Genomic DNA, 13,276 nt, shown 5'->3' on the forward strand with positions numbered 1-13,276 from the left:
GCAAGCTTGAGGCCGACAAGGCCAATACACCGGAAACAAAAAAACGCCCGAAATCCCGATATAAAACCATCAAAAAAACAAACCCGCCGAAATCGGCGGGTTTGTCAGCGGTCTGAAGGCCGGGACGGTTGTCCCGGCCTTTTCATGTCGCGGATACGCGTGTCAGAAGGCCGAGGGAAACAGGCCACCGTCCATCAGGATATTCTGTCCGGTGATATAGCCGGCCTGCCGGGAGCACAGGAAGGCGCATGTCTGGCCGAATTCCTCCGCCGTGCCGAAGCGCCGCGCGGGAATTTCCGCGGCCTGTGCCGTTCGCACATGGTCGACGCTCTTGCCGGTCTGTTGCGCGGCGCGTTCAAATCCGCCCTTCAGCCGGTCGGTATCCATCTTGCCGGGAAGCAGATTGTTGATGGTGATGCCATGCGGGGCGAGCTGACGGCAGACGCCGGCCAGAAATGCCGTGAGGCCCGCTCGCGCGCCACTGGACAGGTCAAGACCTTCAATCGGCATCCTGACCGAGAGCGAGGTGATGTTGACGATCCTGCCGAAGCCGCGTTCCTTCATGCCCGGGGCGACCGCCTGGATCAGTTCGACCGGCGTGATGAAATTCTGGATGGCCCCGTCCAGCATCGCCGCCCGGTCGAGTTCGCTATAGTCCTTGCGGGGCGGGCCGCCATTGTTGTTGATCAGGATGTCGGGGCGAGGGCAGGCAGCCAGCAAGGCTTCCTGGCCTTCGCGGGTGGAAACATCCGCGGCAACGCGCGTCACGCTCGCGCCGTAGGCCGTTTCGATGGCGGCCTGTGTTTCCGCCAGCACGGCTTCGTTGCGTCCGTTCAGGACAATTTCGCAGCCCGCTTCGGCCAGAGCTTCCGCACAGCCTCTGCCGAGACCGCGGCTGGACGCGCAGACGATCGCCTTTTTGCCCTCAAGGCCCAGGTCCATGGAATGTCTCCTTCTGTTTCCGGTGAAGCGGTTTGTGGCCGGTGCGCCGCCGGCTGTCAATCGACCGCGCGGAGCGATGCGTTCCTGTTGACGCCAGCTAGTATTATACCAAAGAGAGTTGATTATGACTCATCTGACCGGTTTTGAAGGGTCTTCGGACGGCGTCGCACGTCTTGTCCGATACCCCGCATCACACTGCGACGAGCTCCTGGCCGAAGACCCTTCAAAACCGGCCTCCGGTGGGCCATTCCCGCCCGCCGGACTTTGTTGCGTTGCTTGTCCGGCCAACCAGGCCGTACTGCGCAAAGCGCCTCGCCGGCGAACGGGAATGACCCGTCAGATGGGTCATAATCAACGCTCTTTGGTATTAAGGGCGCAGGGCAAGAATTTTCAACCGCCCGTCAGTAATCGATGAAATCTATTCCGTAGGGTCCGGTGATGTTAATCATTGGGGTGGAAAACAAACATCAATCGGGGAGAGGGCAGAGTTGTCATAATAGTGATACCTGAATCGCGTCTATAGCGCTCCAATGAGAATATGGAGAAGTGCTATGTCTACTGCAGAGACATCGCGGCATTACCGGGCTTTGTTCATTTCTGACGTTCATCTTGGCACGCGTGGCTGCCAGGCGGATATGCTGCTGGACTTTCTTAAGGACAACGATGCGGAGACCATCTACCTGGTCGGTGACATTGCCGACGGATGGCGCCTGAGGCGTTCATGGCATTGGCCGCAATTGCACAACGACGTGGTGCAGAAGATCCTCCGCAAAAGCCGCAAGGGAGCCCGTGTCATCTATATTCCGGGCAATCACGACGAGTTTCTGCGCAGTTTCCTCGGGACCCATTTCGGCGGGGTCGAGGTGACGGACAGCATCATTCATGAATCCGCCAGCGGCAAGCGCTACCTGGTGATCCACGGCGATCAGTTCGACGTTGTTATCCGGCACGCCAAGTGGCTGGCGTTCTTCGGAGACAAGGCCTACGTGACGGCACTCGGCGTCAACACGTGGCTCAATGTGGTCCGCCGGCGCCTTGGCCTGACCTACTGGTCGCTTTCGGCCTGGGCAAAGCTGAAAGTCAAGAATGCCGTCAGCTTTATCGGCCGGTTCGAGGAGGCGCTGTCGGAAGAGGCGCGCCGCCAGGGGGTGGAAGGGGTGATCTGCGGTCATATCCACCATGCCGCCGACCGCGACGTGAACGGCATTCATTACATAAACACAGGTGACTGGGTGGAAAGTTGTACTGCGGTTGCAGAACACCACGATGGAACGTTTGAGGTGATCCGATGGGTGGAGCAGACCCAGACCGGAGCCGTGCCGGCGAAGTCCAAGGAAACAGCGGTCGCCGCATGAGCTCCATCCTGATTGTGACGGATGCCTGGCATCCGCAGATAAATGGTGTTGTCCGGTCATTGGAGCGAACGGCGGAAGAACTTGAGGAAATCGGAATTCGGGTCGAGTTCCTTTCTCCTCAGGCGTTCAAGACCCTTCCGTGTCCCACATATCCGGAAATCCGGTTGTCGCTGACCCATCGCGGCATTGTCGGCCGGAAAATAGAGGAGTTCGGTTGCGAGCACCTGCACATCGCCACGGAAGGCCCGCTGGGAATTCTCGCGGCCAGTGTCGCGCGCAAGACCGGGCGGCCTTTCACCACGAGCTATCACACGCGGTTTCCCGAATATGTTTCCGCGCGATTGCCGATCCCGCTCTCCTGGTCCTACAGTTGGCTGCGCAAGTTCCACAATTCGGCGAGCGGCTGCATGGTGGCGACGCGCTCGCTGGAACAGGATCTGCGCGATCGGGGCTTTCAGAACCTGATGCGCTGGTCGCGCGGCGTGGATGAACAGCTTTTCAGACCCTATGAGGGCTCGGTGCTGCCGGCGGACCTGCCCAGGCCGGTGTTCATGTATGTCGGCCGCGTGGCGATCGAGAAGAACATCAAGGCATTTCTGGACCTCAAGCTGAACGGTTCCAAGGTGGTCGTCGGTGGCGGGCCGCAACTGGAGGCGCTGCGGCGAGAGTATCCGGACACGCATTTTACCGGCTCGAAGGTGGGCGAGGATCTGGCTCGCCATTATTCCGACGCGGATGTTTTCATGTTTCCCTCGCTGACGGACACATTCGGAAATGTGATGCTGGAGGCGCTTGCCTGCGGCGTTCCCGTGGCCGCCTATCCCGTGATGGGACCGCTGGATGTCATCGGCGATACCGGTGCCGGTGTGCTGTCGGAAAATCTGCAGGAAGCGGCGGAGGCGGCGCTGGACATTCCGCGCGACCACTGCCGGATGATCGCCATGAACTATACCTGGGCCGCCAGTGCCCGCCAGTTCCTCGACAATTGCATCGCGGCCCGGGACATCTACAACGGCACGCTCGCGCGGGCCAAGGCGGCGGAATAGGCCATCTGGCGCCGCTCCGGGAGGAGCGGTGGCTCGCGTTGATGTGTTCTGCCGGTCTTTTTTCTTTGGTGTTGATGTCGCTCTGAAACCTCACTACTCATCTGTTCTTGGCGATTTTCTTCAGGATGGGTTTCGATGAGCGATACGCAGCTTCGGCCGGATCAAGGCAAAACACCGGAAGATTCCGGCAAGGCGATCTCGATCGAGGACATCGAGGCCGCTGCCGCACGGATTAGCGGCGAGGCGCTTGCCACTCCGCTTCTGCGGCATCCTCTGCTGGACGAGCGGACCGGCGCCCGGGTGTTCCTCAAGGCGGAAAACCTGCAGCGCAGCGGTTCTTTCAAGTTCCGCGGTGCCTACAACTGTCTCAGTCTCATCCCTGAGGAAGCGCGTGCCAGGGGCGTGGTGGCCTGTTCTTCGGGGAATCACGCGCAAGGGGTTGCCGCCAGCGCGCAGCTTCTCGGCATGCCGGCCACCATCGTCATGCCGGCCGATGCGCCGGCAATCAAACTGGAACGCACGCGCGGCTTCGGTGCCAGGGTGGTCACCTATGACCGGGAAACCGAAGACCGGGAAGCCATCGCGGCGGAGCTTTGCGCGCAAACCGGCGCGACCCTGGTGCATCCCTACAACGATCCGGCGGTCATTGCCGGTCAGGGAACCGTCGGGCTGGAGATGGCCGCCCAGGCCGCGGCGCTCGGTGTCGAGCTTGACCATGTGCTGGGCTGCACGGGCGGCGGCGGGCTTTCAAGCGGGATCGCGCTCGCTCTGGCCTCCAAATCGCCGTCCACGCTGTTCCACACCGCGGAACCTGAATTGTTCGACGATTACAGGAGATCCCTCGAAGCTGGAACGGTTCTTTCGAATGCGGTCCGGTCCGGTTCCATTTGCGACGCGCTTTTGTCGGAGTCTCCCGGAGAAATCGGCTTTTCCATTCTCCGCCGGCTGGCGGGAGAGGGCGTGACCGTTTCCGATGAAGAGGTCCTGGATGCTGTCGCCTTTGCCTTCAGGGAGCTCAAACTGGTGGTGGAGCCGGGCGGCGCCGCGGCACTGGCGGCGGTCCTGTCCGGAAAACTGCCGGTCGCAAACAAGACTGTCGGGATCGTCCTGACAGGTGGCAACATCGATCCTCAGATGATGATGAAGGTGCTCTCCCGGTAATTGGAGTCTGTGGGCCTGGACCTCTCAAAGAAAAAGGGCGCTGCCCGCCGGCAACGCCCTTTCTTTTTCGGCGGAACCGGTCCGCTCAGTTGAAGAGAGCCTGGCGTTCGGCTTCGGTCAGTTCCTCGAGCGGGTCCTTGTCCTTTGACGTTTCTTCCGTCATTTCCCACTCGGCATCGGCGTCGGCTTCCTCAGCGGCGTCTTCGGTGGCAACTTCGGCCACATCATCCGCCGCGGAATCGACTTCGGTGTCGAACAGTTTTTCAATCGCCGCCTCGTCAAGCGTGGCATCCGGCTCGTTGCCGTTCGCCGCGTCGTCTTCAGGGGCCGCTTCGTCATCCGCATCGTTGCTAGCAGGCGAAGCGAACATGTCGTCGATCGCGTCGGAACCCATGGGTTCATTGCCGCCTGCCATGATGGCGTCGACGTCCGATTCGCTGGCATTGGTAGCGGCCGGTTCTTTCGCCGCAGAAGCTTCGGTTTCATCCATGGCCGCGTTCAGGACATCGTCACTGACCGACATCAGTTCATCGACGCTGTTCTGGGAAACGCCGTGCCCGTCGCGCTGTGGTCCGTTCAAGAGATGGGAATCCGGGCGGGAATCGACCGGGCCGGCATCCGCATCGGCTTCCATCTCCTCGATGCCCCAGATGCCGATCATCAGGTTGATGCGGCTTTCCAGGTATCTGAGAACCTGCACAACCTTGTTGGTGCGCTGTCCGGTCAGGTCCTGGAAGGAACAGGCCATGAAGATCTCGGTCGCTTTGGCGTCGATATCGTCGCAGGCCGCATCGTCCGCGCCGTTCTCGCGCAGCACCCAGGCTTTTTCCTGAATCTGTTCGGCTGCTTCCAGAATTGACTGGGTCGCCCCCTCGGTCTGCGTGATGATCGCGTCGAGTTCGTGCGAAGCATCGACGAAGCGATTGCTTTCGTCGCCTTCGTCCTTGATGTTGGATATTTCGGATTTGGTGCGCTCGATCGCTTCGTGCATGTCGGCGATATCGAGACGGATCTTGTCGAGATCCGGCACCTTGCGTTGCCGGGTGACCACTTTCTCGAGGCGCTGTATTGCCGTCAGGATCTCGGTGGTTTCCGGCGTTTTGTGCCGATTGAGGTACTCAGCCAGAAACCGTCGTCCGCGATCGGACTCCAACAGTGTCTGTTCGAGGGTGTGGTATTCGGCTTCGCCGATCAGCTCCGGCTCTTCCGGTTTTGCTTCCGCTGTCATGTGGACGCTAATCTCAACTTGCCTAGGGATCGGATGTTGCCCTATCACGGACAACTTGCTCTTAAAGGTAAGACGAAAATCGTTAACATCCCTTTAGGCGCAATCCTTGACATTAATCACATGACCCGCACCCCACCGAAAGTCAGCACAAGGGTCTCCGGCCTTTTTGCCGTGCACTTTTTCGGGTTTGGCCTGTTCCTGCCGTTTTTGCCGGTTGTTCTCGAGTTCCGGGGGCTAAGCGCGGAGGATATCGGTTTCATTCTGGGCGCGGGTACGATCACCCGAATCGCGGCAAGTCCCCTTTTGGCAAATATCGCCGACAGGACGGGTCAGAGACGGCTGGCCATCCTGATCTACAGTCTCGCCGGCGCGGCGTTTATCGGACTGTTTTGCGGGCCTGCGGAGATCGTCCTGATCGGTTCCGCCGTCGTCGGATATATGGTGTTTCAATCGCCCGTCTTGCCGCTGAGCGATGCCTATGCACTCGATGTCGCGCGCAACACGGGCACGGACTATGCCCGGATGCGGCTGTGGGGATCGGCCGGTTTTGTCGGGGCGACGCTGGTGGGAGGTACGCTCGCCGCGCAGGCGACGAACTGGCTGCTTCTGCTGCTCATCGCCATTTCCGCTCTCATGACCGGTCTGGTGGCCATGTCGATGCCCTCGCAAAAACGCGGCGACCGGACAGGCGAGCCGGACAGGGCGGACCAGGCAGCCCCGTTCGCAAGCGTGTGGTTCTGGCCGGTGCTGGCCGTGTTCGGTCTGTTTCAGGCGAGTCATGCGGCGTTTTATGGCTTCGGAACGCTGTACTGGCAGGCCATGGATGTCCCGGATTTCACCATCGGCGTCCTTTGGGCGATCGGTGTGGTGGCGGAAATCGGACTTTTCGCAATCGCCGCAAGATTGCCGATTCGGATGGATCCGCCCGTGTTCCTTCTGGTGGCCGGCATTGCCGCGGTCGTCCGCTGGGGTCTTTTTCCGCTCGCCGACACTTTCGCGGCGATGGCCGCGCTGCAACTGCTGCACGGGCTTACCTTCGGCGCGGCGCACCTTGGATCGCTTGCCATCCTGGCAAAGGTGGTTCCGAGCCGATGGTCCGGGACCGGGCAGGGACTTCTGGCTACATCCATCGGCATACAGATGGCAATCGGGCTTGGCGTATGCGGAGCGCTCTATGAAACCGATCCGGACCTGCCGTTCTATCTGATGGCAGCCGTTGCCGCGGTCGGCGTTCTCCTGGTGCTTGCGCTCACGCCGCTTATGCGCAGGCGCATGGCCGCCGCGGGCTGACCTTCCCCGTGCGGGCCGGTCTCAGCCCCACAGTTCCGGCCGCGGCGGGTAAAGGGTGCTGCCTTCGAATCTCAGGCCCGGCGATCTGTCTTGCGCCAGCAGCAGCGGTCCGTCGAGATCGACGAAATCCGCCTGCTGGGCGATCAGGACCGCCGGAGCCATCGCCAGCGAGGTGCCGAGCATGCAGCCGACCATAATCGCGAAATCCTGCTCCCGGGCCGCCGCCACGAGCCTCATTGCTTCAGTGAGCCCGCCTGCCTTGTCGAGCTTGATGTTGACGGCGTCATATTTGCCCCGCAAACCGTCGATCCCCATGCCGGGATGCAGGCTTTCGTCCGCGCAGATTGTTATCGGACGCTCAATTTCAGCCAGAAGACCATCGTTTTTCGACGGCAGCGGCTGTTCTATCAGGGCGACACCGGCGGCCACGCAGGCGGCCATGTTTTCCTCAAAGCAGCTTGCGTCCCAGGCTTCGTTGGCATCGACGATCAAGGTGCTTTCAGGCGCGGCCCGCCGGACCGCGGCGATGCGTTCGGCGTCACCTTGTCCCGCCAGCTTGATCTTCAGGAGCGGGCGGTGCGCCGCGGCGCTGGTTTTCTCCGCCATGACTTCGGGCGAATCGACGCTGATGGTGAACGCGGTGGTGACGGCCTTCAGGGGGGCGAGGCCGGCAATCTCCGCCGCGGGTTTTCCCGCCTTCTTTGCTTCCAGGTCCCACAGGGCGCAATCGACCGCGTTGCGCGCCGCACCCGCCGGCATGGCGTCCTGGAGCGCCGTCCGGGAAAGACCTGTCTTCAAAAGGGGGGCTATCTCCTCAATCAGGGCTTGAACGCTTTCAAGGGATTCGCCGTAGCGCGGATAGGGGACACACTCGCCCCGGCCGGTGTGGCTGCCGTCCTTGAGGGTAACGACGATGACCTGCGCATGGGTTCTCGTTTCGCGGGAAATCCTGAAACCCCCGGCGATTTCAAAGCTTTCGGCCTCGATACTGATTGAGATGCTCATGGGGCGCCGAACTCGGCGGAGACCTTGTCGACGATGGCCTCCATGCCGTAACGGACGGGATCGGTCGCCGGCAGTCCGTATTGTTCACCGACCTTGGCGAGATAGGCGAGCGCCTCGTCGTCACCCAAGGCAGCGGTGTTGACCGCGATGCCGACGCAGCGGATGTCCGGATTGGTCAGTCTGCCGCATTGAACCGTCAGGTCAATGACCTGCTGGATGGTCGGCAAGGGGGTTTCGACGCCGCGCATCCTGGTGCGCGTCGGCTCATGGCAGACGATGAAGCCGTCCGGCTGGGACCCGTGCAGCAGTCCGAGTGTCACGCCGGCGAACGAAGGATGGAACAGGGACCCCTGGCCTTCGATGATCTGCCAGTGACTGTCGTCCGTTTCCGGCGACAGCCATTCCGCGGCGCCGGAAATGAAATCGGCGATCACGGCATCGAGCGAGGCGCCGCGCCCGGAAATGAAAACGCCGGTCTGTCCGGTCGCGCAGAAGGAACTCGTGTAGCCGCGCTCGTTCATCGCCTTGTCCATCGCAAGGGCGGTGTATTTCTTGCCGACGGAACAATCGGTGCCCACCGCCAGGATGCGTTTTCCGGATCGTCTGGTGCCCTTGCCGGTGGCGAAACTTGTGGTGCTGTGGCGCACATCGTGCAATTGGCGGCCGTTCTTTTCCGCGGCGCTCCTGATGGCCGGAATGTCGCCCAGACGCACATGCAGGCCGGAGGCGACGTCCATTCCCGCCTCCAGGGCCGCCACGATCGAATCGATCCAGTGCTCGGGCAGGCGTCCGCCGGCGTTGACCGCGCCGATGACGAAGGTTTTCGCTCCGGCGGCGGCTCCGTCCGCGATCGACATGTCCGGCAGGCCGGTATCGGCGGCGCACCCTTGCAGGCGAATCTGGCCGATACACCAGTCCTTGCGCCAGTCGACGATGCCGATCGCGGTTTTTGCCGCAAGGGAATCGGCAACATCACCAAGGAACAGAAGGTAGGGGCGGGCTATTTCCATCGATAAATCTTTCAATCGGTTGCCGGATGTCAGGTCTGGGTCCCATGAATGACGCGAAAATGGCATCGGAAATGACGAAGCACCGCGGAGTGCGGCCATTTCCATGTGATTCGGATCTGACCGGGCCGCTTCCTGATGAAGGGGAAACCGGTTCAAAGCGCATTATTCCCGTTTTTGGGTCCGTGACCTGAACTATTCCATCAGGTATACGAGGGTAGGTGAACCAGCGGCAAGAGGGCAGCCAGCCGGAATGGCATTCTTGGAAAAAAACATCGCGCCGGAGATGCAGATCGAGGCGAACGGACCCGATCATCTGTGTCTTTCCCTCTCCGGCGACTGGACTGTCAACACGGTCGGAGACGCGGAACAGGAAATCGCCAATTTGCAGCTTGGCGGAGACCGGCCGACCTCGATCGACGTTTCCAGGATCGAACATTTGGATACGAGCGGCGCCTGGCTGATCCATCGTACCCGCGGAAGGCTGGAGTTCGAGGGGCGCAAGGTCGAACTGAAAGGCGTCTCGCCCGTGCGCCAGACGCTGTTTGAGGAAATCGAGAAGCATCATCCGCCGGGGTGGAAACCTGACCGGCAACGGTTTTCCATTCTGGGGTTCCTCGAGACAACCGGGCGGCAGATGGTCGACGTCGGCAAGGACGGCCTTGCGATGCTGCATATTCTCGGCTCGCTCGGACTGGTCCTGTCGACAGTGCTCCTGCAGCCCAAACGGCTGCGCGGCATCTCTATCGCCGTGCAGTTCGACCGGAGCTGCGTCGGCGGGGTGCCTATCGTTGCCCTGATGAGTTTCCTGATCGGGGCGATCATTTCGCAGCAGGGCGGCTTCTATCTCCGCCAGTTCGGCGCCGATATATTTGTCGTCGATCTGGCGGGTATTCTGGTGCTGCGCGAGATCGGGGTGATTCTCACGGCGATCATGGTGGCGGGCCGGTCCGGGTCGGCCTTTACCGCCGAGCTCGGGGCCATGCGCATGCAGGAGGAGGTGGATGCCCTGCATGTGATCGGCCTCAGCGTGACCGAGGTTCTGGTGTTGCCGCGTATCCTGGCGCTGATGATCGCGCTGCCGATCCTGACCTTTATCGCCGATATTTCGGCTCTGTTGGGCTCGGGACTGGTGACCTGGGCCTATCTGGACATTCCGCCGGCGGCCTTCCTCACACAGTTGCAGGCGGCGATTACGGTCCAGACACTGGCCGTCGGCCTGGTGAAGGCGCCGTTTATGGCGCTGATCGTGGGGTTGATTGCCTGCGTCGAAGGGTTGAAGGTCGAAGGCTCGTCGGAATCACTCGGACGTCACACCACGATGTCCGTCGTGAAGGCCATATTCCTCGTGATCGTCGTGGACGGCATGTTTGCCATTTTCTTTGCCGCCATCGGAGTTTGACCGGATCCATGTCGCTGACCGAAGCCGAATACATCCGAACCGAGGTCGAGCCGACCGGTGACGATACCGACTATGTCCTTTCCGTGCGCGGCATTACCGTCGGGTTCGGCAACAAGATCATCCTTCAGGATCTGGATCTGGATGTGCACCGGGGGGAAGTACTCGGGTTCGTGGGCGGTTCGGGAACCGGCAAGTCGGTACTGATGCGAACGATTCTCGGCTTGAACCAGAAGCGGGCCGGGGAGATCTCGGTCTTCGGACACGATCTGTCGACCGCCAACGATATTGAGCGCAAGAGCATCGAACGCCGCTGGGGCGTTCTGTTCCAGCAAGGTGCGCTGTTTTCCTCGCTCACCGTGAAGCAGAACATTCAGGTGCCGATGCGCGAGCACCTGAAACTTTCACCGCAATTGATGGACGAACTGGCGACGCTGAAGCTGGAACTCGTCGGCCTGTCGCAGGATGCCGCGGACAAGCTGCCGTCGGAGCTTTCGGGCGGTATGATCAAGCGCGCCAGCCTGGCCCGTGCCCTTGCGCTGGATCCTGATTTGGTGTTTCTGGACGAGCCGACTTCGGGACTCGACCCGATCAGTGCCGCGGCCTTTGATTCGCTGATTGCAAATCTCAGTTCAACCCTCGGGCTGACCGTTTATATGGTCACTCACGATCTCGATAGTCTCCATTCTATCTGTGATCGTATCGCTGTTCTTGGGAAAAAACGTGTTCTGGCGATAGGAACACTAGACGATATGATGAAAAATGACGATTCCTGGATTAAATCGTATTTCAGGGGTGAACGGGCGTTGCGCCGGGTATAGGTAGGACTGGATGGAAACTCGAGCGAACTACATTCTGATCGGCGCCTTTATGGTGGCTATCCTGGTCGGTGCGTTCGGGTTCGTGTACTGGCTGGCCGTTACGGCGGAATCCCGCCAGAATGTACAAGTCAAAATCTACTTCCCAGGTCCCGTGACCGGCCTGCCGGTCGGCGGGCAGGTCCTGTTCAACGGTATCAAGGTCGGGGATGTCGGATCGCTGGATTTCGCCCCGGACGATCCGACCAAGGTTGTCGCCACCGTGCGCATCAAGCCAACGACGCCGGTGCGGAAAGACACCAAGGCAACCTTGAACTTCACCGGCCTGACAGGCGTCGCCTATGTCGATCTCAGTGGCGGTACGTCGGCTTCGCCGCTGCTCTTGAGCGATTACGATGAAGACAATGTGCCGGTCATCTATGCGGACAAATCCTTCTTCGACGATATCGTCGACGGTGCGCGCGACGTTCTCAAGCGTGCGGATTCGACCATGAAAACGATCGATGACTTTTTGGAGGAAAACGGTCCGACCGTCACCAGCACTATCAAGAACGTGGAAACGTTCTCCGCAGCCTTGGCCGCGAATTCGGACGGCGTGAAGACTTTCATGGCGAGTATCGGCAAGGCTTCGGAGGCCTTCGCGAGCCTGTCGGGACGCCTGGAACCCCTTGTGGATCAGGGTGAGCGCCTGCTGGCTGCCGTTCCCTCGGACAAGGTCACGGCGATCGTCGACAATCTTACCACCTTCTCCGCCAGTCTCGGTAATGCCAGCAAGGATATCGATCTTCTCTTGTCCGACGCACAGGGCGCGGCGCAGGAAATGCAGAAATTCAGCGAAGGGCTCAACGCGAGCCTCGGCGAAGTTCAGAAAATCGTCAGCCAGGTCAAGCCTGAGGAAGTCGCGCGAATCATGAAAGGCGCGTCCGCCTTTGGCGACCTGCTGGATAATCGCACCGGCGATCTCGACAAGCTGATCGTTGCGACAAGCGAAACGATGCAGAATGTCAACGATATCGTCGGAACGGTCAAGCAGCGCAGCACTGACATCACGGATATTCTCGCCGGCGGGCGTGATGTGGTGGTGAAGGTCGACGCGATCATGACCCGGGGCGTGGAGATCGCCGCAGCCATCGATCCGCTGCATATAGAGGAGATCGTGTCCTCGGTCGGCAGCTTCACTGACGGGCTGAACGTTTCGCTTGCCCGGGTCGATGAAATCGTCGCCAAAGTCGACCCTCTGAAGGTCGGCAATGCGGTCGATGGCGCCGCCAGCTTCATCGACAACATCAACAACCAGCAGACCCAGATCAACGACATCATCGCCTCGACCAAGGCGACAGTGCAGAATTTCGAGGCGGTCTCAGCGACGGTCCGCGGACAGGATGACCGGATCGCGGCGCTGATCACCGACGTTCAGCAGGCCGCCGAACGGTTTTCCTCGACGCTGCAGACCGCGGACGATCTGCTGAAGGCGGTGGATCCCGCCAAGGTTTCCAATATCGTCGGCTCCATCGAGACGGCGGCCTCGGAACTTACAAATCCGCAGGACGGCATACCGGCTGTTCTGGCGAGCGCAAGGAAGGCCGCCGACAACGTGCAGCGGATGACGGATGACCTGTCCAAGCGCACGCCGGACGTCGACCAGATCATCACCGATGCCAAGCAGATGACGGCAACGCTGAATTCCACGTCGGTTCGTGTGGAGAGCCTTGTCGAAAAGGTTTCCACGATGGTGGACGGCGACGGCGAGGGGCTGATCAAGGAAGCGACCCTGGCGGCGCAGGCAATCAGAAAAGTCGCCGTGGCGTTTGAAAGCCGCGCGGATTCCATTGCCGGCGGCTTGTCGAAATTCGCGACGCAGGGCTCCGCGGATTTCGCTTCCGCGCTCGGGCAATTCAACCGGACGCTGGTGTCTATCCAACGGGCGGCGGAGAGTTTTGAACGCAGTCCGAACCGGGTGATCTTCGGTGGGGAAGATGTGCCGACCTATACCGGCGGCCGGCGGCGGTGATGAAGAGTTTAAGG

At 60.7% G+C, this 13,276-nt stretch carries 11 protein-coding genes; 7 read left to right on the forward strand and 4 right to left on the reverse strand.

Annotation, left to right across the window (positions count from 1 at the left end):
* Positions 1-162: 162 nt before the first annotated feature.
* A complete protein-coding gene (locus CLV41_RS24645; protein ID WP_103225151.1) occupies positions 163-942 on the reverse strand; it encodes an SDR family oxidoreductase in 780 nt (259 codons plus the stop codon).
* Positions 943-1,493: 551 nt separating this feature from the next.
* Here CLV41_RS24645 and CLV41_RS24650 point away from each other — a divergent pair.
* From CLV41_RS24650 to CLV41_RS24660, 3 genes are all read left to right on the forward strand, one after another.
* A complete protein-coding gene (locus CLV41_RS24650) occupies positions 1,494-2,297 on the forward strand; it encodes a UDP-2,3-diacylglucosamine diphosphatase (RefSeq protein ID WP_103225152.1) in 804 nt (267 codons plus the stop codon).
* Positions 2,294-3,343 (forward strand): glycosyltransferase family 4 protein, encoded by a 1,050-nt coding sequence (locus CLV41_RS24655; RefSeq protein ID WP_103225153.1) that lies wholly within the window; start codon positions 2,294-2,296, stop codon positions 3,341-3,343. The genes CLV41_RS24650 and CLV41_RS24655 overlap by 4 nt, the downstream gene beginning before the upstream one ends.
* Positions 3,344-3,478: 135 nt before the next feature.
* Positions 3,479-4,504 (forward strand): threonine ammonia-lyase, encoded by a 1,026-nt coding sequence (locus tag CLV41_RS24660; RefSeq protein WP_103225154.1) that lies wholly within the window; start codon positions 3,479-3,481, stop codon positions 4,502-4,504.
* 85 nt (positions 4,505-4,589) lie between these two features.
* On the opposite strand, the gene CLV41_RS24665 is transcribed toward CLV41_RS24660, so the two are convergent.
* Entirely contained in the window at positions 4,590-5,732 is a 1,143-nt protein-coding gene (locus tag CLV41_RS24665) for a protein phosphatase CheZ (protein WP_103225155.1), read from the reverse strand.
* A gap of 120 nt (positions 5,733-5,852) precedes the next feature.
* On the opposite strand from CLV41_RS24665, the gene CLV41_RS24670 reads away from it, so the two are divergent.
* Complete coding sequence (locus tag CLV41_RS24670; protein WP_103225156.1) at positions 5,853-7,022, forward strand: MFS transporter; 1,170 nt, start codon at positions 5,853-5,855, stop codon at positions 7,020-7,022.
* A gap of 21 nt (positions 7,023-7,043) precedes the next feature.
* On the opposite strand, the gene dgcA is transcribed toward CLV41_RS24670, so the two are convergent.
* Entirely contained in the window at positions 7,044-8,027 is a 984-nt protein-coding gene (gene dgcA, locus CLV41_RS24675; protein ID WP_103225157.1) for an N-acetyl-D-Glu racemase DgcA, read from the reverse strand.
* On the reverse strand, positions 8,024-9,037 hold the full coding sequence (dgcN, locus tag CLV41_RS24680; protein WP_103225158.1) for an N-acetyltransferase DgcN: 1,014 nt from the start codon (positions 9,035-9,037) through the stop codon (positions 8,024-8,026). Before dgcN ends, dgcA begins: the two co-directional genes overlap by 4 nt.
* A gap of 250 nt (positions 9,038-9,287) precedes the next feature.
* Here dgcN and CLV41_RS24685 point away from each other — a divergent pair, with 250 nt between their 5' ends.
* From CLV41_RS24685 to CLV41_RS24695, 3 genes are read left to right on the forward strand one after another with little or no spacing between them, the layout of a single operon-like run.
* Positions 9,288-10,436 (forward strand): ABC transporter permease, encoded by a 1,149-nt coding sequence (locus CLV41_RS24685; RefSeq protein ID WP_103225159.1) that lies wholly within the window; start codon positions 9,288-9,290, stop codon positions 10,434-10,436.
* Between the two features lie 8 nt (positions 10,437-10,444).
* The gene (locus CLV41_RS24690; RefSeq protein ID WP_103225222.1) at positions 10,445-11,254 is read left to right on the forward strand and encodes an ABC transporter ATP-binding protein; all 810 of its coding nucleotides are present in this window, start codon (positions 10,445-10,447) and stop codon (positions 11,252-11,254) included.
* Positions 11,255-11,264: 10 nt separating this feature from the next.
* Positions 11,265-13,262, forward strand: a complete 1,998-nt coding sequence (locus tag CLV41_RS24695; RefSeq protein ID WP_103225160.1) for an MlaD family protein — start codon at positions 11,265-11,267, stop codon at positions 13,260-13,262.
* Positions 13,263-13,276 lie beyond the last annotated feature (14 nt).

This window comes from Roseibium marinum, assembly GCF_002906165.1.
Classification (GTDB): domain Bacteria; phylum Pseudomonadota; class Alphaproteobacteria; order Rhizobiales; family Stappiaceae; genus Roseibium; species Roseibium marinum.